The 17,202-nt window shown below is 71.4% G+C and carries 16 protein-coding genes; 6 read left to right on the forward strand and 10 right to left on the reverse strand.

Annotated elements, in window-relative coordinates; genetic code table 11:
• Window positions 1-102 precede the first annotated feature (102 nt).
• From AMK10_RS07695 to AMK10_RS07705, 3 genes are all read left to right on the forward strand, one after another.
• Entirely contained in the window at window positions 103-1,884 is a 1,782-nt protein-coding gene (locus tag AMK10_RS07695; RefSeq protein ID WP_073747979.1) for a DEAD/DEAH box helicase, read from the forward strand.
• A 555-nt stretch (window positions 1,885-2,439) separates the two neighbouring features.
• Complete coding sequence (locus tag AMK10_RS07700) at window positions 2,440-3,081, forward strand: IclR family transcriptional regulator (RefSeq protein ID WP_073746299.1); 642 nt, start codon at window positions 2,440-2,442, stop codon at window positions 3,079-3,081.
• A 267-nt stretch (window positions 3,082-3,348) separates the two neighbouring features.
• Window positions 3,349-4,137: a S16 family serine protease gene (locus AMK10_RS07705; protein WP_073746300.1), complete on the forward strand. Its 789-nt coding sequence runs from the start codon at window positions 3,349-3,351 to the stop codon at window positions 4,135-4,137.
• Here AMK10_RS07705 and AMK10_RS07710 read toward each other — a convergent pair.
• The 8 genes from AMK10_RS07710 to AMK10_RS07740 form a co-directional block, all read right to left on the reverse strand.
• Window positions 4,067-5,386 (reverse strand): MFS transporter, encoded by a 1,320-nt coding sequence (locus AMK10_RS07710; protein WP_073746302.1) that lies wholly within the window; start codon window positions 5,384-5,386, stop codon window positions 4,067-4,069. The genes AMK10_RS07705 and AMK10_RS07710 overlap by 71 nt on opposite strands.
• Before the next feature lie 2 nt (window positions 5,387-5,388).
• The gene (locus tag AMK10_RS37635) at window positions 5,389-5,565 is read right to left on the reverse strand and encodes a hypothetical protein (RefSeq protein WP_198959656.1); all 177 of its coding nucleotides are present in this window, start codon (window positions 5,563-5,565) and stop codon (window positions 5,389-5,391) included.
• Between the two features lie 13 nt (window positions 5,566-5,578).
• On the reverse strand, window positions 5,579-6,193 hold the full coding sequence (locus AMK10_RS07715; protein WP_073746304.1) for a helix-turn-helix domain-containing protein: 615 nt from the start codon (window positions 6,191-6,193) through the stop codon (window positions 5,579-5,581).
• A gap of 75 nt (window positions 6,194-6,268) precedes the next feature.
• Window positions 6,269-7,237, reverse strand: coding sequence for a glycine betaine ABC transporter substrate-binding protein (locus AMK10_RS07720; protein WP_073746306.1), 969 nt, complete (start codon window positions 7,235-7,237; stop codon window positions 6,269-6,271).
• A complete protein-coding gene (locus AMK10_RS07725) occupies window positions 7,234-8,088 on the reverse strand; it encodes an ABC transporter permease (protein WP_073746308.1) in 855 nt (284 codons plus the stop codon). Before AMK10_RS07725 ends, AMK10_RS07720 begins: the two co-directional genes overlap by 4 nt.
• On the reverse strand, window positions 8,085-9,359 hold the full coding sequence (locus AMK10_RS07730; protein ID WP_073746310.1) for an ABC transporter ATP-binding protein: 1,275 nt from the start codon (window positions 9,357-9,359) through the stop codon (window positions 8,085-8,087). Before AMK10_RS07730 ends, AMK10_RS07725 begins: the two co-directional genes overlap by 4 nt.
• Window positions 9,352-9,999, reverse strand: coding sequence for an ABC transporter permease (locus tag AMK10_RS07735; protein ID WP_073746312.1), 648 nt, complete (start codon window positions 9,997-9,999; stop codon window positions 9,352-9,354). Before AMK10_RS07735 ends, AMK10_RS07730 begins: the two co-directional genes overlap by 8 nt.
• Before the next feature lie 16 nt (window positions 10,000-10,015).
• Window positions 10,016-10,489: an Lrp/AsnC family transcriptional regulator gene (locus AMK10_RS07740; protein ID WP_073746315.1), complete on the reverse strand. Its 474-nt coding sequence runs from the start codon at window positions 10,487-10,489 to the stop codon at window positions 10,016-10,018.
• A gap of 122 nt (window positions 10,490-10,611) precedes the next feature.
• On the opposite strand from AMK10_RS07740, the gene hppD reads away from it, so the two are divergent.
• The gene (gene hppD, locus AMK10_RS07745; RefSeq protein WP_073746317.1) at window positions 10,612-11,757 is read left to right on the forward strand and encodes a 4-hydroxyphenylpyruvate dioxygenase; all 1,146 of its coding nucleotides are present in this window, start codon (window positions 10,612-10,614) and stop codon (window positions 11,755-11,757) included.
• Between the two features lie 60 nt (window positions 11,758-11,817).
• Here hppD and AMK10_RS07750 read toward each other — a convergent pair whose 3' ends face one another.
• Complete coding sequence (locus AMK10_RS07750; protein ID WP_073747980.1) at window positions 11,818-13,443, reverse strand: tetratricopeptide repeat protein; 1,626 nt, start codon at window positions 13,441-13,443, stop codon at window positions 11,818-11,820.
• Window positions 13,444-13,540: 97 nt separating this feature from the next.
• Here AMK10_RS07750 and AMK10_RS07755 point away from each other — a divergent pair, with 97 nt between their 5' ends.
• Window positions 13,541-14,908, forward strand: coding sequence for an FAD-binding oxidoreductase (locus tag AMK10_RS07755; RefSeq protein ID WP_073746319.1), 1,368 nt, complete (start codon window positions 13,541-13,543; stop codon window positions 14,906-14,908).
• A 17-nt stretch (window positions 14,909-14,925) separates the two neighbouring features.
• Here AMK10_RS07755 and AMK10_RS07760 read toward each other — a convergent pair whose 3' ends face one another.
• Complete coding sequence (locus AMK10_RS07760) at window positions 14,926-15,402, reverse strand: SsgA family sporulation/cell division regulator (protein ID WP_073746321.1); 477 nt, start codon at window positions 15,400-15,402, stop codon at window positions 14,926-14,928.
• A gap of 217 nt (window positions 15,403-15,619) precedes the next feature.
• On the opposite strand from AMK10_RS07760, the gene AMK10_RS07765 reads away from it, so the two are divergent.
• Window positions 15,620-17,188, forward strand: a complete 1,569-nt coding sequence (locus AMK10_RS07765) for an RDD family protein (protein WP_073746323.1) — start codon at window positions 15,620-15,622, stop codon at window positions 17,186-17,188.
• The last annotated feature ends 14 nt before the right edge of the window (window positions 17,189-17,202 follow it).

Here is a 17,202-nt window from a genome sequence, read left to right on the forward strand (position 1 = left end):
GTCTCGCCCGCCGGTAGGGTGGCCCGGTTGTCGTATCGCGTGCGGGCCGGCTCCGGCTCGTACGGACAGCGCCCCACGTACCCGAGTGCCGAACCGGAGACCGTGACTACTACCGCCTCCCACCATCTCTCACCCGCCTTTCCCGGACGCGCCCCCTGGGGGACCGCCGGGAAGCTGCGTGCCTGGCAGCAGGGTGCCATGGAGAAGTACATCCAGGACCAGCCGCGGGACTTCCTCGCGGTCGCGACGCCCGGCGCCGGGAAGACCACCTTCGCGCTGACCCTCGCCTCATGGCTGCTGCACCATCACGTGGTGCAGCAGATCACCGTCGTGGCGCCCACCGAGCACCTCAAGAAGCAGTGGGCGGAGGCGGCGGCCCGCATAGGGATCAAGCTCGACCCCGACTACAGCGCCGGGCCGGTGAGCAAGGAGTACCACGGCGTCGCGATCACGTACGCCGGTGTCGGCGTGCGCCCCATGCTCCACCGCAACCGGTGCGAGCAGCGCAAGACGCTCGTGATCCTCGACGAGATCCACCACGCCGGTGACTCGAAGTCCTGGGGCGAGGCGTGCCAGGAGGCCTTCGACCCGGCGACCCGCCGGCTGGCCCTCACCGGTACGCCCTTCCGCTCGGACACCAACCCGATCCCCTTCGTCGCGTACGAGGAGGGCAACGACGGCATCCGCCGTTCCTCGGCCGACTACACCTACGGCTACGGCAACGCGCTCGCCGACGGCGTCGTCCGGCCCGTGATCTTCCTCAGCTACAGCGGCAACATGCGCTGGCGCACGAAGGCGGGCGACGAGATCGCCGCGCGGCTCGGCGAGCCGATGACCAAGGACGCCATCGGTCAGGCCTGGCGCACCGCCCTCGCGCCCACCGGCGACTGGATCCCCAATGTGCTGGCCGCCGCCGACAAGCGGCTGACCGAGGTGCGCAAGGGCATTCCGGACGCGGGCGGGCTGGTCATCGCGACGGACCAGGAGTCGGCGCGCGCGTACGCCAAGATCCTCAAGTCGGTCACCGGTGAGAAGCCGACCGTGGTCCTCTCCGACGAGAAGGCCGCGTCGAAGAACATCGACAAGTTCAGCCATGACGACTCGCGCTGGATGGTCGCGGTGCGCATGGTGTCGGAGGGCGTCGACGTGCCGCGTCTCGCGGTCGGCGTGTACGCCACCACGATCTCGACGCCGCTCTTCTTCGCCCAGGCAGTCGGGCGTTTCGTGCGGTCGCGCAGGCGCGGCGAGACCGCCTCGGTGTTCCTGCCGACCATTCCGATGCTCCTCGACTTCGCGAACGAGATGGAGGTCGAGCGCGACCACGTGCTCGACAAGCCGAAGAAGGGCAGCGACGAGGAGAACCCGTTCGCCGAGGAGGACCAGCTCCTCGCGGACGCCGAGAAGCTGGAGGACGAGGAGACCGAGGAGCAGCTGCCGTTCGAGGCGCTGGAGTCCGACGCGGTCTTCGACCGGGTGCTGTACGACGGTGCCGAGTTCGGCATGCAGGCGCACCCGGGCAGCGAGGAGGAGCAGGACTACCTCGGCATCCCGGGGCTCCTCGAACCCGACCAGGTGCAGCTGCTGCTCCAGAAGCGGCAGACCCGGCAGATCGCGCACAGCCGCCAGAAGCCGGCCGCGGAGGCCGACCTCCTGGAGAAGGCCGCCGAGAACCGGCCCGTGGTCACCCACAAGAAGCTGCTGGAGCTCCGCAAGCAGCTCAACACGATGGTGTCTGCCTACACCCACCAGAGCGGCAAGCCGCACGGGGTGATCCACACCGAGCTGCGGCGGGTGTGCGGCGGGCCGCCCAGCGCGGAGGCCACGGCCGGGCAGATCCAGGACCGGATCAAGAAGGTCCAGGAGTGGGCCACCCGGATGCGGTGAGCGACGGCGGACGCCGGGGAAGTCACGGGTCCGGTACGGGGGTGAGCCCTCGTGCCGGACCCGTTCTCCTTCCTGCGGACGGGGCGTGAGCCCCTTGCCGGACCCGTTTTCGCTCCTGCGGACGGCGGTGTCTCCGGCGTGGGCCGGAGCGGGGAGAGGGCGTGCGCGCGCGGGCGGGCGCCGGTACGCGCACGCGCGCGGGAAAATTTTGTGGCACATATTTCACGGTGGGTTAACAATCGTTCACGGGTGATGTACGGAGCGTCGCGAGGACGTCACCCGACTTGAACGCGCGTAGATGTTCGCGTTCCGGACGGTTCCGCGCTGACCGGCGGTTATGTGGCCGCGTTCCGGTGGGAGACCGGATTCTGGACGAGGTCTTCCGCTGAGCGGACCCGCTCGCTAATGTCCCCGAAACATGAACGCCCCGTGGCAATGTGGCCTCGGAGCGCAGCCGGTGCCATGGCCAGTCGGCGGCCTCTCGGTGCGTCGCCGTGGGACCGGCGTCGGCATCCCCAGAGAAACCGCCCCGCTCACCAAGAGGGAGAGGGCGTCGTGACCGCGGAGACTTCTCAGACGCTCGACCGGGGACTGCGTGTCCTCAAACTGCTCGCCGATACCGATCACGGCCTCACCGTCACCGAGTTGTCGAACAAACTCGGGGTCAACCGCACCGTGGTCTACCGACTGCTCGCCACCCTGGAGCAGCACGCCCTCGTCCGGCGTGACCTGGGCGGCCGGGCCAGGGTGGGCCTCGGCGTGCTGCGCCTGGGCCGGCAGGTGCACCCCCTCGTCAGGGAGGCCGCGCTGCCCGCGCTGCGCTCCCTGGCCGAGGACATAGGGGCCACCGCCCACCTCACCCTCGTCGACGGGGCGGACGCGCTGGCGGTCGCCGTCGTCGAGCCGACCTGGACCGACTACCACGTGGCGTACCGGGCCGGGTTCCGCCACTCCCTGGACCGGGGCGCCGCGGGACGGGCGATCCTCACCGCCCGGCAGAAGTCGGTCGACCACCCGGGCTACACCCTCACCCAGGGCGAGCTCGAAGCCGGTGCCTGCGGGGCCGCCGCACCGCTGGTCGGGGTCTCCGGGGTGGAGGGCAGCGTGGGCGTGGTCATGCTCGCCGACGCCGTACCGGAACGAGTCGGTCCGCGCGTCCTCGACGCGGCCCGCGAGGTCGCGGACGCCCTGCGCTGAGATCCGGCGGCGGGGCCGGGGGCGCCGCCCTGCGCTGGGAACCGGGGGCCGGGCGCCCTGCGCTGACAACCGGGGACCCGGGCGCCCTGCGCCGAGATCCGGGGCGGGGCGCCCTGCCCCGAGATCCGGCGGCGAGGCTCGACGCCCTGCGCCCCGCGCCGAGGCCGCGGGGCCCCGGCGCCGTCCGGGCCCTGCCGTGAGGTCCCGAGGACTCCGGCCGCCCCGGGGCGTTCGGAGTCCGGGGCGCGCGGCGGATAGATTGGGCGGGTGGCTCTTCGTCTCTCTCGCCCCCGCACCCTCGCCCTCTGCGCGCTGCCCGTCCTCGCGCTGTTCGGCACGGCCGCCTTCGCGCCGCTTCCGTTCACCGTGGCGCAGCCCGGTACCACCGCCGATGTGCTCGGGGACAGCAAGGGGACGCCGGTCATCACGATCAAGGGCGCGCCCACCCGTACCCCCGAGGGTGAACTGCGCATGACGACGATCCTCGCGACCGCGCCCACGGCCGACATCGGGATCGCGGACGTGGTCGACAGCTGGTTCAGGACGGACCGGGCCGTCATGCCGCGCGACTCCGTCTACCCGTCGGGCGAGTCCGAGAAGGAGATCGAGCAGCACAATCTCCAGGACATGAAGGAGTCGCAGAACGTCGCCGTCGACGCGGCCCTGAACTACCTCGACAAGAAGCCGGGTTCGGTGGACATCACGCTGCGCCTCGCCGATGTCGGCGGCCCCAGCGCGGGCCTGTTCTTCTCGCTCGGCATCATCGACAAGCTGGACGGCGACGGCTCCGGCGGCGATCTGACCGGTGGGCGCACCGTCGCCGGTACGGGCACGATCGAGGCCGACGGCGCGGTCGGCGCGGTCGGCGGGGTCTCCCTGAAGACGCAGGCCGCCCGGCGCGACGGCGCGACCGTCTTCCTGGTCCCGAAGGCCGAGTGCAAGCAGGCGGAGGCCGAGCGGCCCGACGGTCTGCGGCTGATCCCCGTCACGACGCTGAAGGGCGCGGTGTCCTCGCTGCGGGCCCTGGATCAGGGTGGCAAGGTCCCGAGCTGCTGACCTGGGGCGCAGGGTCCTCCATGCCCCGCCACGCGGGGAAGACCAGCGGGCTCAGCGTCGCCAGGAAGTACACCCCGCCCATCGCCATCAGCGCTCCCGTCGCGCCCGTACCCTCGACCAGCAGGCCCGCCGCGAGCCCGCCGACGGGCATGGCGAGCTCGCAGCCCGCCGTGAGCGCGCCGGACACCCGGCTCCGCAGCTGCTCGGGGACGCGTTCATAGGTCAGCGTCGTCAGGATCGGGTTGAGCATGCCGCCGGCGACTCCACCCAGCGCCATCGTCACCGCGAGCGGCAGCGTCGTCCCGGTCAGCGCGGCGACCGCGTAGCGCGGGGCGCCGCACAGCAGCACGCACACGGTGAACACGGTCCGCCGCGAGAAGCGGTGCCCCACCGCCCCGTACAGCAGCGCGCCGGTCAGCCCGCCCGCGCCGTACAGCGCGCTGAGCAGCCCCAGATGGGTGGCCCCGCCCAGCTCGCTCTCGGCGTGCACGGGCAGCAGGACGGCGTTCCAGCCCTGGTCGGCGCCGTTCATGAACATCACCATGACGACGGCGGCCAGCAGCAGCCGGTCGCCCAGCGCGTAGGCGTAGCCCTCGCGCAGCTCGGCGCCGTACGCGCGCAGCGAGACCGGGGCCGCGCCCTTGCGGGGCTCGGCCGCGCGGACCCCGCGCACACCGGCCGCCACCAGCAGGGCGGACAGTGCGAACGTGGCGGCGTCCAGCAGGAGCACGGTCTCGGCCCCGACGGCGGCGATCAGGATGCCCGCCAGCGCGGCACCCACCATGCGGGCACCCCGCGACACCGCGTCGAAGAGGCTCGCGGCGCGGGGGAGCGTGGTGCCCGCGTGCTCGGCCAGGTCGGGCACGAGGACGTAGCGCGCGGTGTTGCCAGGGGTGTGGGCCAGCCCGTTCAGCGCCATCAGGGCGCACAGCATCCAGAATTCGAGTACGCCCGTGGAGTGGAGCAGCGGGACGGCGGCCACGGCCGCGCCGCAGACCGCGTCGGACCCGACGGCCACCCGGCGCCGGCCCAGCCGGTCGATGACGGGCCCGCCCACCAGGGCCGCGACGACGATCGGCAGGGTCGCGCAGAACGCGACGACCCCGGCCCGCCCGGCGCTCCCCGTGGTCTCCAGGACGAACCACGGTACGCCGATGAGGGTCAGCGAAGTCCCCGCCGTGGATATGGAGTTGGCCGCGAGGGCAGCGGCCAGCGGCGTGCGGTGCCGCCCCCCTTTCCCCCCGTCCACCGTCAGGCCGCCCGTGCGGCCCTGCGCGGCGGTGCCTGGGCCAGCCGGAGGCCCAGCTCGACCATCGTCCAGCCCATCCGCTGACGCAGCGGGCGCCTGGGCGGATTCAACTCGGCTGCCTCGTGCTGGAGTTCGGCGGCTCGGTAGGTGTGCAGCAGGAGGTGGATGTCGCTGTGCATGACGGTGATCCCCTCAGTCGGTGGGGCGCGGGAACATGTGCAGATGGGTGCGGACGACGGCCGATCCCTCGGTGCCCTCCGGGACGCGGTCCCGGTAGCTGTTCACCAGTTCCTGGATCTTCTCCGCCAGCTCCACGGAGAGTTCGGGGGTGAGGCGAAGCTTGAAGTCGCTGAGGTCGAAGGCCTTGCGCCACTCCTCGGGCCATTCGCGCATCGTCCCCAGCCAGGTGTTCAGCTCCTGGGCGTGCGTGGTCGCCACCTCGTGGAGAACGACCCCGACGGCCCCCCGCACCTCGGCGTCCGGGTGTTCCGTGAACGTGCTGGTGTTGAAGGTGTTGCCCGCGTGGACGGCCTTCCACCACCGCTCCCGGCCCTTGCCCCGCTCCGGGTCGTCCTCGACGAAGCCGTACGCAGCGAGCTGGCGCAGGTGGTAGCTGGTGGCGCCGCTGGACTCGCCGAGCCGGTCGGCGAGCCCGGAGGCGGTGGCGGAGCCGAACTCCCTCAGGGCGTTCAGCAGCCGGATGCGCAGGGGGTGGGCGAGACCCCGCAGGGTGCGGGTGTCGACATGGTGGATCTTGGGGTCGTCGGCGTACGGGACCGGCCGGTCCTCGGGCTCGTTCGGTGGCATGGGACGACCATAGAGTTGCAAAGACTGCTTTGCAACACCTTTTTTGCAAGGACTTCTTTGTAACTCCCGTCCTGCTCAGCCCTCCTGGATGAACCCCTCGTCCACCAGCCAGTCCTTCGCCACCTCGTGCGGGTCCTGGCCGTCCACGTCCACCTTGGAGTTGAGCTCCTGCGCCAGCGGCGTCGTGAGCTTCTCGGTGATGGGCGCCAGCAGTTCGGCGATCTCGGGGTACTTGTCGAGGGTCGCCGTGTGGATGGCGGGGGCGGCGTTGTAGTTGGGGAAGAACTGCTTGTCGTCCTCCAGCACGTCCAGGTCCATCGCCTTGATCCGGCCGTCCGTGGTGTACACCTCGCCCAGCAGGCAGCCGCCGGAGTTCACCTGGGTGTAGATGATCCCCGCGTCCATCTTCTTGATGTTCTCGGCCGGCAGCTTCATCCCGTAGTGCTTCTGCATGCCCGGCAGCCCGTCGTCGCGCGAGGCGAACTCGTTCTCCACGCAGACCGTCACGGCGCCCGGGGCCTTCTTGGCGAGCGCGGCCACGTCGGACAGGGTCTTCAGGTGGTACTTGGCGTTGTTCTTCTTGCTGATGGCCAGGGCGTAGGTGTTGTCGAGCGTGGACGGCGGGAGCCAGGTCACCCCGTTGCCCTTGTCCTCGTCGCGTACCACCTCGTACTGCTTCTGCGGGTCGACGACCGGCTTCGCGTGACCCAGATAGGTGATCCACGCCGTGCCCGTGTAGTCGTACAGGGCGTCCGCCTCGCCCTTGACGACCGCCTCGCGCGCGCTGATCGACCCCGGCAGGTTCGTCCGGTCCAGGACCTCGGCGCCGGCCGCCTTGAAGACGAGGCCCATGATCTGGCCCAGGATGATGTTCTCGCTGAAGTTCTTCGAGGTCACCGTCAGGGAGGCGCCCTTGAGCGGCTGCCCCTGCCCGACCGATCCAGGCTCCACCTCGTCCACCAGCGGCGACCCGCTCTTCAGCCCGCACCCCGTGAGCAGGAGGGCGAGCGCGGCCGTCGACGCCAGGCCCGTACGTACCCTCACGCTTCCTCCAGTCCGCGCGGCGTCAGCCACAGTTCGACCAGCGAGGCCAGCCAGTCCACCAGCAGTGCCAGCACCACCGTCAGCACGGAACCGAGAATCAGCACGGGCATGCGCTGGGTCTGGATCCCCGAGGTGATGAGGTCGCCGAGCCCTCCGCCGCCGCCGAAGGTGGCGAGGGTCGCGGTGCCCACGTTGAGGACCAGCGCGGTGCGGACGCCCGCGAGGATCAGCGGGACGGCGAGCGGCAGTTCGACCCGGGTGAGCGTGCCCATCGCGGACATGCCGATGCCCTTGGACGCCTCCACGAGCGTCGGCTCGATCGAGTTGAGACCCGCCACCGTGTTGGAGAGCACCGGCAGGACGGCGTAGATCACCATGCCGATGATCGCCGTCGAGGGGCCGATGCCCAGCCAGATCACGAGCAGCGCCAGCAGCCCGATCGCGGGGGTCGCCTGGCCGATGTTGGCGAGGGCGGTGACCCCGGGGGCCGCCTTCCTCAGTCCGCGCCGGGTCAGCGCGATGCCGAGCGGGATGGCGATGATCAGCACCCAGAAGGTGGAGATGGCGGTCAGCCTGACGTGCTGCCACCAGCGCACCTCCACGTTGTCGCCGGCCAGCGAGTTCTCCGCGATGGAGTCGAGGTCGACGTTGGAGATCCACAGGTAGGTCACGACCAGGACGACCGCGCAGACGGCCGGCACCACCACGAGCTTCTGCCAGGTGATGCGGCGCCGCGGCCCGGACGGCGGCGGTGTGGGCTCCGCCTCCTCGTCACGGAAGGCGTGGCCTCCCACGTCGTGCTCGCCCGGAGGACGGGACCCCTTGGGCGGAGCCTGATGACTGGGGGTCATAGCCCGGTGCCACCGCCCTCCAGCTCGTGCTCCGTCCGATGGACACGCAGCTCCTCCAGATCGTGCTGGTGCTCCATCGCCGTGAGCCGGTCGTCCTCCAGGAGCTCCTGCACGGAGTTCATCAGGGTGTGCATGTCGACGACACCGATGAACTCACCGCGCCGGCCCGTGACGGCCACCCGCCCACCGCTGTCGGTGAGGACCGCCTCCAGCGCGTCGTGCAGGGTCGCGTCCCGGGTGACCGTGTCGTGCACCAGCTGCCCGGCCCTGGCCAGTGAGCCCTTGGCCCGCATCAGGTCGCCGCGCCGCAGCCACTTGTACGGACGGTTGCGGCGGTCCAGCATCAGCAGCTCGTTGTGCTGGCCGTCCCGCAGCTTGTTGAAGATCGACTGGAGCGGGTCCTCGACGGTCACCGTCGGGAAGTCGGCGATCCCCACGTCGCGTACGCGGGTGAGGTTGAGCCGCTTCAGCGCGGCGCCCGCGCCCACGAATCCGGAGACGAAGTCGTCCGTCGGGTTGGTGAGGATGGCCTCCGGGGTGTCGAACTGCGCGATGTGCGAACGCTCCCGCAGCACGGCGATCCGGTCGCCCAGCTTGATCGCCTCGTCGAAGTCGTGCGTGACGAAGACGATCGTCTTGTGCAGCTCGTGCTGGAGCCGGATCAGCTCGTCCTGGAGGTGGTCGCGGGTGATCGGGTCGACCGCGCCGAAGGGCTCGTCCATGAGCAGCACCGGCGGATCGGCGGCGAGTGCCCTGGCCACCCCCACGCGCTGCTGCTGGCCGCCGGAGAGCTGGCGCGGATAGCGCCCGTGGAACTCGCGCGGATCGAGCCCGACCAGGTCGAGCATCTCCTCGACCCTGTCCTTCACCCCGGACTTCGACCAGCCCGTCATCTTCGGTACGAGGGCGATGTTCTCCGCGACCGTCATGTGCGGGAAGAGGCCGGAGGACTGGATGGCGTAGCCGATCTTGCGGCGCAGCTTCACCGGGTCCATGTCGGTGACGTCCTCGTCGTTGATCCTGATCCGCCCGGACGTCGGCTCGATCAGGCGGTTGATCATCTTCAGGGTGGTGGACTTCCCGCAGCCCGACGGCCCCACGAGGATCACGGTCTCGCCGGCCTTGATGTCCATGGAGACCTCGTCCACGGCGGGAGCGGCGCTGCCCGGATAGGACTTGGTGAGGTTCTCCAGCTGGATCGTGGCGCCCGATGTGGTGGGCGGGCGGGACGGGGCGGTCTCGGCCGGCCCGGTCTCTGCGGTCTCAGACACGGATCCCCCTAGGAATGGTGAGCCGCCCGAGCAGGACGTACGCGGCGTCGAAGAGCAGGGCGAGGATGACGATGCCGATCGTTCCGGCGAGTACCTGGTTGATGGCGTTGGCGCTTCCCAGCGAGGCGAGTCCGCGGAAGATCTCGTTGCCGAGGCCGGGGCCCGACGCGTAGGCGGCGATGGCGGCGATGCCCATCAGCATCTGGGTGGAGACCCGGATGCCGGTGAGGATGGGCGGCCACGCGAGGGGAAGTTCCACCTTGAGGAGCCGTCGCATCCGGGACATCCCGATGCCCTTCGCCGCGTCGACGAGGGCCGGGTCCACCCCGCGCAGCCCGACGATGCAGTTGCGGACGATGGGCAGCAGCCCGTACAGCGTCAGGATGATCACGGTGGGCGGGACCCCGAGACCGACGACCGGGATCAGCAGACCGATCGCGGCGAGCGACGGGATGGTGAGGATCGCCGAGGTGGACGTGATCGCCAGCGAGCCGCCCCAGCCGCTCCGGTAGCTGACGACACCGATCAGGACGCCGAGGAGCGTGGCGATGACCATGCACTGGAAGACGGCGCTGGCGTGCTGATAGGTGTCGGTGAGCAGTTGCTGATGGCGGGTGCCCAGATACTCCCAGAAGTTCACATGGTGCTCCGTAGGCTCAGTCGTTGTCCTCTGCAGCCTGCTCAACCAGCGGGATAATACGCAGGGGCACCGGGTTTTCCATGACGATCGCCGTGGAGGCCCGGACGATGCCATCAAAGCCCACGACGCGGTCGATCACCCGTTGGAGATCGGCGTTCGACCGGGCCACGAGCCGGCAGAGCATGTCCCCGTGCCCGGTGGTCGTGTGCAGTTCGAGCACCTCGGGCACCCCGCTCAAATGGGCACGTACGTCGGCGCCTTGGCCCTGCTTGATCTCCAGCGTGGCGAACGCGGTGACGGGGTAGCCGAGTGCCGAGGGGTCGACGTCGGGGCCGAACCCCCGGATGACGCCATTTGACTGAAGCCGGTCCAGCCGCGCCTGCACGGTCCCGCGCGCCACACCGAGACGGCGCGATGCTTCGAGTACGCCGATGCGGGGCTCGCGGGCCAGCAGCACGATGAGCCGGCCGTCCAGATGATCGATCGCCATGATCCGTCTCCCGATGGTCAGCCTGTACAGATAGCCCGCCCATCCTCATGTCTCGCTGGGCAGATTGACCAGTGGGAAGGCGAACTGTTGCGCACCTTGCGAAGCGGCGGGAACCTGCGGACATGACTGAGACTGTGCACACCACCCCCGACACCGCCCGGCAGGCCGATCCCTTCCCGGTCAAGGGAATGGACGCGGTGGTCTTCGCCGTCGGCAACGCCAAGCAGGCGGCGCACTACTACTCGACCGCGTTCGGCATGAAGCTGGTCGCCTACTCCGGACCGGAGAACGGCAGCCGCGAGACCGCGAGTTACGTCCTGACCAACGGCTCGGCCCGCTTCGTCCTCACCTCGGTCATCAAGGCGTCCACCGAATGGGGCACCTTCCTCGCCGACCACGTGCACGCCCACGGCGACGGCGTGGTCGACCTCGCCATCGAGGTCCCCGACGCCCGCGCCGCGTACGCCTACGCCGTCGAGCACGGCGCCACGGGCCTCGCCGAGCCGTACGAGGTCAAGGACGAGCACGGCACCGTCGTCATGGCGGCCATCGCCACGTACGGGAAGACCCGTCACACGCTGGTCGACCGCTCCGGCTACGACGGCCCCTACCTCCCCGGCTACACGGCGGCGGACCCGATCGTGGAGCCGGCCGCCAAGCGGACCTTCCAGGCCATCGACCACTGCGTCGGCAACGTCGAGCTCGGCCGGATGAACGAGTGGGTGACCTTCTACAACAAGGTCATGGGCTTCACCAACATGAAGGAGTTCGTGGGCGACGACATCGCCACCGAGTACTCCGCCCTGATGTCGAAGGTCGTCGCCGACGGCACGCTCAAGGTGAAGTTCCCCATCAACGAGCCGGCGATCGCGAAGAAGAAGTCGCAGATCGACGAGTACCTGGAGTTCTACGGCGGCGCCGGCGTCCAGCACATCGCGCTCGCCACGAACGACATCGTCGCGTCCGTGAAGGCCATGCGGGCGGCCGGAGTGCAGTTCCTGGACACCCCCGACTCGTACTACGACACCCTGGGGGAGTGGGCGGGTGAGACCCGGGTGCCCGTGGAGACACTGCGCGAGCTGAAGATCCTGGTCGACCGGGACGAGGACGGCTATCTGCTGCAGATCTTCACCAAGCCGGTCCAGGACCGCCCGACCGTCTTCTTCGAGATGATCGAGCGGCACGGCTCGATGGGCTTCGGCAAGGGCAACTTCAAGGCCCTGTTCGAGGCGATCGAGCGCGAGCAGGAGAAGCGCGGCAACCTGTAGGACGGCACACACCAGGGCCCCTCCTCCCCGGCCGGGGAGGAGGGGCCCTGGTGCCGCTCGCTACGGGGTTGCCGCGGCGCCGCTCCTCGCCGTGCCCGGGGACGGGGCGGCCGACGGTGAGGGCTCCCGCACCGTCTCCTTCGCGGGCTCCCGCGTGGGCTCCGGCTTCGGGGTGGGCGTGGGCGTGGGCTCCGGGGCGGGCTCGGGCTCCGGGGCGGGCGGCTGCATGTCGGCGGGGCCGCCGTCCGCCGGCTCACCGAGCTCGTCCAGCGCCTCCCGCGCCAGCGGGGCGGCCAGCGGTGAGAAGTCCGGGTCGGTGCGGAGCGCCTCCTCGAGATGGCCGCGCGCCGGACCGTCCTGGCCGAGGGAGCTCTCGATGACGCCCAGGTGGTACGCGAACGAGGCGTTCCGCACCCCGGTCTCCACCGCCTTCTCGGCGTACTGGAGCGCCTCCTCCGACCGGCCCGCCCGGTGCAGGGACCAGGCCAGCGCGTCCGCCACCGCCGAACTCCGGCGCTGCGCCGCCCACTCCGCGCGCATCAGCTCCACCGCGGCCTCCGGGTCGCCGTGGTCGGCCTCGAAGCGGGCCTCGGTGAGCGACTCGTCGACCCCGGCGGTCCGCGCCTCGGCGAGGAGCTCGCGGAGCGCGGTGTACTGGGTGCGGGCGTCGCCGTCCAGGCCCAGCGACTCGTACAGCTCGCCCAGTTCGAGGACGTACTCGGGGCGGGGCAGCTTCGCCGTCACCGTGCGGTAGTCCGCCAGTGCCTCATCCGTGCGGTCCAGGGCCACGAGGGCGCGGGCCCGGCCCGCGCGGGAGGCGAGGTGTCCCCGGTCGGTGCGCAGGGCCGCCTCGTACTGGGCGAGGGCCTCCGCGGGCTCGCCGCGCTCCGCCGCGAGGTCGCCGAGGGCGTGCAGGGCCGCCGCCTTCTCGGCGGGCGTGGCCGCGAGGTCGGCCGCCTCCTGCGCGGTGGCCAGGGCGTCCTCGCGCCAGCCCTGGTTGCGGTACATCTGCGACGTCCTGGCCAGCGCGGGGGCGCCCTTGCGCAGGGTCCCGAACTTCTCCGTCGCCTTCGCCGCCGCCGCGTAGTCCCCCAGGCCGTTGTAGGCCTCGATCAGCACCGGGTACGCCGTCCAGCTCTTCGGCTGCCGCGCGCGGACCGTCTCGCCCCACTTCTTCGCCGCGAGGAAGTCGTTCCGGGCGACGGCGAGCGCCCCCAGGCCCACCCATGCCTCCGTGTTGCCCCGTTCGCCCGGCTGCGCCGCCAGCGAGCGCTGGAGAGCCTGCTCCGCACGGGTGTAGTACGCCGCGTCCGCCGACCGTCGCCCCCATTCCACGTACGCCGTACCGAGCACCGCCCAGGACGGCGCGTCGGCCGGATGCGTCTCCACCCACTTCTGCCGGTCGCCGATCAGCGCCGTCAGATCGGACAGGGAGGCGGGGGAGCCTGCTGCCGCCGCGGCCTCGGCCCGTGCCACGGGCCCCGGAACAGGCGGGGCGGCCTCGTCGGCGCCGTCCGGCACGGCGATCACGGCACCCGCCACGAGCACGGCACCGGCCACCGCGCCGAACGCCGCCCTGCGCAGCGTGGTGCGCATCGGCGCCGGGGGCGGTGGAACGGACGTCGCACCCTGGGGCGGCAGGGTGGAGGGGGAGGGCTCCGGGTTCTGCTGCGGCTTGGCATCCATGGCCATCACTCTGCGTCAGTACGAAGATCGCATCGCGCTCCGCGAAGGGTGCCGCAGACGGGTTCACACCATTGGCCCCGGGTGTCACGCTTGGATCATGGACGCTCTCCTGGAACGACTGAGCACGGGCCTGCCGGCCGAGGCGCTGATCACGGACCCGTCCGTCACCGCCTCGTACGCCCACGACATGGCGAGCTTCTGCGACGCGGGCGCCCCCGCCGTCGTGGTGCTCCCGCGCACGGTCGAGGAGGTGCAGCACGTCATGCGGACCGCCACAGAGCTGCGCGTCCCCGTGGTGCCCCAGGGCGCCAGGACGGGCCTCTCGGGCGCGGCCAACGCCTCCGACGGCTGCATCGTGCTGTCCCTGGTGAAGATGGACCGGATCCTGGAGATCAGCCCGGTCGACCGGATCGCGGTCGTCGAGCCGGGGGTCGTCAACGCCACGCTGTCCCGGGCCGTCAACGAGCACGGGCTGTACTACCCCCCGGACCCGTCGAGCTGGGAGATGTGCACCATCGGCGGCAACATCGGCACCGCGTCCGGCGGGCTGTGCTGCGTGAAGTACGGCGTCACCGCCGAGTACGTCCTGGGCCTGGAGGTCGTCCTGGCCGACGGCCGGCTGCTGAAGACCGGGCGGCGCACCGCCAAGGGGGTCGCGGGATACGACCTCACCCGGCTCTTCGTCGGATCGGAGGGCAGCCTCGGTATCGTCGTCAAGGCCGTCCTCGCACTGCGCCCGCAGCCACCGCAGCAGCTCGTGCTGGCCGCCGAGTTCCCTTCGGCGGCGTCCGCCTGTGACGCCGTGTGCCGGATCATGGAGCGGGGGCACACCCCGTCACTCCTCGAACTGATGGACCGTACGACCGTGCGTGCCGTCAACGCGATGGCCTCCATGGGCCTTCCCGAAACCACCGAGGCGCTGCTGCTCTGCGCCTTCGACACGCCCGACCCCTCGGCCGACCTCGACGCCGTCGGGAAGCTGTGTGCCGAGGCGGGCGCCACCGAGGTCGTGCCCGCCGACGACGCCGCGGAGTCCGAACTCCTGCTGCAGGCCCGACGGATGTCACTCCCCGCACTGGAGACCGTCAAGTCCGCCACGATGATCGACGACGTCTGCGTGCCGCGCTCCGCGCTGGGCGCGATGCTCGAAGGGACCGCCGCCATCGCCGAGAGGTTCGGTCTCACCATCGGCGTCTGCGCCCACGCCGGTGACGGCAACACCCACCCCGTCGTCTGCTTCGACCACACCGACGCCGACGAGTCCCGCAGGGCCCGTGAGTCCTTCGACGAGATCATGGCGCTCGGCCTCGCACTGGGCGGCACCATCACCGGCGAACACGGCGTCGGCGTACTGAAGAAGGAGTGGCTCGCCCGCGAACTGGGCGAGGTCGGGGTCGAGCTGCAGCGGGGCATCAAGGCGGCCTTCGACCCGCTCGGCCTGCTCAACCCCGGCAAGCTGTTCTGACCGACGGGAGGCACCGCTCAGGCCTCGCCGTCCTGCTGCTCGTCCTGGGACCAGGGGTCGCTCAGCCACAGGTCGTCGGCCGGAAGGGGTGTCAGCAGCTCGGCGAGGGCCGCGTCCAGTCCGAGCAGCCCGCTCTCGGTGCCCGGCGGCACGACCCGCAGGGTGCGCTCGACCCAGGCGGCGACGGCCGTCGACGGCAGCTCCAGGAGGGCGTTGCCGTCGGGGGAGGTGAGGGCGACGCAGATGACGCCCCGGTCGTCGACCTTGGTCGGCCAGATCCGTACGTCCCCGTGCCCGCACGGCCGGAACACCCCTTCGACGAGCAACTCCCGGGCGAACGTCCAGTGCACGGGGGACTCGGAGCCGATGTGGAAGGTCACGTGCACGGCGTAGGGGTCGTCGGTGAAGTACGACAGCCGCGCGGGCACGGGGAGCGACCGCTCCGGCGACAGGACCAGCTTCACTTCCAGCTCGCGTTCCACGGCGTTCTGCATGAGGGTGCACGACCTTCCGGTACTCGTAGGGGCCGGTCCCGTGACCGGTCCGCACAAGGAGAGAGCGCCCTCACGGACGACTATGACGCGACTTCCAAGAAAAACTTCCGGAGACCCGGAAAGTGGTCCAAACGCCAGGACAGGCCCGGGGGCGCTCGGCTGTCTGATAGATGTGGACTCTTGTATTGAGGCCTCGAAGAGATACGGGACCACGGTGATGAGCGCCCCAACCCCGGCACCCGGTGACGAAAGCCCCCGCGAGGGGTACTACCCCGACCCTTCCATTCCCGGATATGTCCGGTACTGGAACGGCACTTCGTGGGTTCCCGGCACCAGCCGGCCCGCGCCCCAGCAGGGCGAGACGACTCCCGCTCCGCCGTCCGCCCCGGTGGCGGACACGGCCCCGCGGCGGCCGGCCCCGGTGGAGGAGACCGGACCGATGTACCTCGACGAGGTCGAGGGGGCGGAGGGCCGGGACAGCGGCGGCACCGGCGGCGCCGAGCCCGACGTGGCTCCCGGCAGGCCCAGGCCGGCGTCCGCCTGGCAGGCCGACACCTCCCGGCAGACCGGCTTCGGCGGCGAGCGCGACCGCCGTGTCTCCTGGGGCGGCCAGGATCCTCGTACGCCCGAAGCGCCCGCGCCCCGTACCGACACGCCTTCGGCCCCCGCCCAGGCCTCGACTCCCGCCCAGGCTTCTGTCCCCGCTCCTGCGGACGGTGCCCCGGCCGAGCGCGCGCCCGCGGATCCCCGCACGCCGGAGGCCCCGGACCCGACGCGCGGCGCGCTTCCCGGGATGCGGGACGGCAGCGGTGCCGTGTCCGACGGCACCGTGGCCATCCGCGTCGACCGGCCCGGCGCCGGTGACGGGGGCCGTCCGCCGACCGACGGCACGGTCACCATCCGCGCGGTGGGCCCCGGCGGTCCCGCCCGCACCCCGCGTCCGCGCGATGCCGGAGCGGCCCCCGCCGACGGCACCATGTCGATCCGCGCCAGGACTTCCGCGGCCCAGCCGCAGCCCCCGGCCCCCGCTCCCGCCCCGGCGCCCACCCCGCCGCAGGCGCAGGCGCCCGGGCTGAGCACGCCCCTGACTCCCGGCCCCGGTGGCGGGTCGGCGTCCTGGGCGCAACAGGCCCACCAGCTCGCCCGGCCCGAGCAGGGCGCCCGGCCGCAGCAGCACGCGCCGCAGCGGCAGAGCCCGATGCCCGCGCAGCAGCAGGGCGCCCGGCCGGAGCAGCAGCAGCCTGTCGTGCCCTGGAAGCCTCCGGTCGAGGACCCTTTCCAGCAGCTTGCCCGCGCCCAGGCCTCCGCCAGGCCTGCCGGACTCGGCAAGCGGCTGGCCGCCCGGATCGTCGACACGGTCGTGCTCGGCGCGCTCGTGGGCGCGATCGGCTTCCCGCTGGCCACCCGGGCGATGGACCACATCGACCAGAAGATCGAGGCGGCCGAGCAGTCCGGCGAAACGGTCACCGTCTGGCTGCTGGACTCCACCACGGCCGTGCTGCTGGGCGGGGTGCTCGTCGCGTTCCTGGTGCTCGGCTTCCTCCTGGAGGCGCTGCCGACCGCCAAGTGGGGTCGCACGCTCGGGAAGAAGCTGTGCGGTCTCCAGGTGCGGGACATCGAGTCCCACGACGCCCCGAGCCTGGGAGCGGCGCTGCGCCGCTGGCTCGTGTACGGGGTGCTGGGCCTGGTCGTGGTCGGCGTGGTCAACGTGCTCTGGTGTCTGATCGACCGTCCGTGGCGCCAGTGCTGGCACGACAAGGCGGCCCGCACCTTCGTGGCGGGCTGAGCGCGCCCCGCGCC

The organism is Streptomyces sp. CB02058 (assembly GCF_001905505.1).
In the GTDB taxonomy this organism is placed as follows: Bacteria; Actinomycetota; Actinomycetes; order Streptomycetales; family Streptomycetaceae; genus Streptomyces.

Bases quoted from the DNA above. Each gene is read 5' to 3' on its own strand.
- hppD (WP_073746317.1), top strand. From the start codon at position 10,612: ATGACTGAGACTGTGCACACCACCCCCGACACCGCCCGGCAGGCCGAT.
- AMK10_RS07740 (WP_073746315.1), bottom strand. From the start codon at position 10,489: ATGGCGATCGATCATCTGGACGGCCGGCTCATCGTGCTGCTGGCCCGC.
- AMK10_RS07760 (WP_073746321.1), bottom strand. From the start codon at position 15,402: ATGCAGAACGCCGTGGAACGCGAGCTGGAAGTGAAGCTGGTCCTGTCG.
- AMK10_RS07765 (WP_073746323.1), top strand. From the start codon at position 15,620: ATGAGCGCCCCAACCCCGGCACCCGGTGACGAAAGCCCCCGCGAGGGG.
- AMK10_RS07715 (WP_073746304.1), bottom strand. From the start codon at position 6,193: ATGCCACCGAACGAGCCCGAGGACCGGCCGGTCCCGTACGCCGACGAC.
- AMK10_RS07725 (WP_073746308.1), bottom strand. From the start codon at position 8,088: ATGACCCCCAGTCATCAGGCTCCGCCCAAGGGGTCCCGTCCTCCGGGC.
- AMK10_RS07755 (WP_073746319.1), top strand. From the start codon at position 13,541: ATGGACGCTCTCCTGGAACGACTGAGCACGGGCCTGCCGGCCGAGGCG.
- AMK10_RS37635 (WP_198959656.1), bottom strand. From the start codon at position 5,565: ATGCACAGCGACATCCACCTCCTGCTGCACACCTACCGAGCCGCCGAA.
- AMK10_RS07750 (WP_073747980.1), bottom strand. From the start codon at position 13,443: ATGGATGCCAAGCCGCAGCAGAACCCGGAGCCCTCCCCCTCCACCCTG.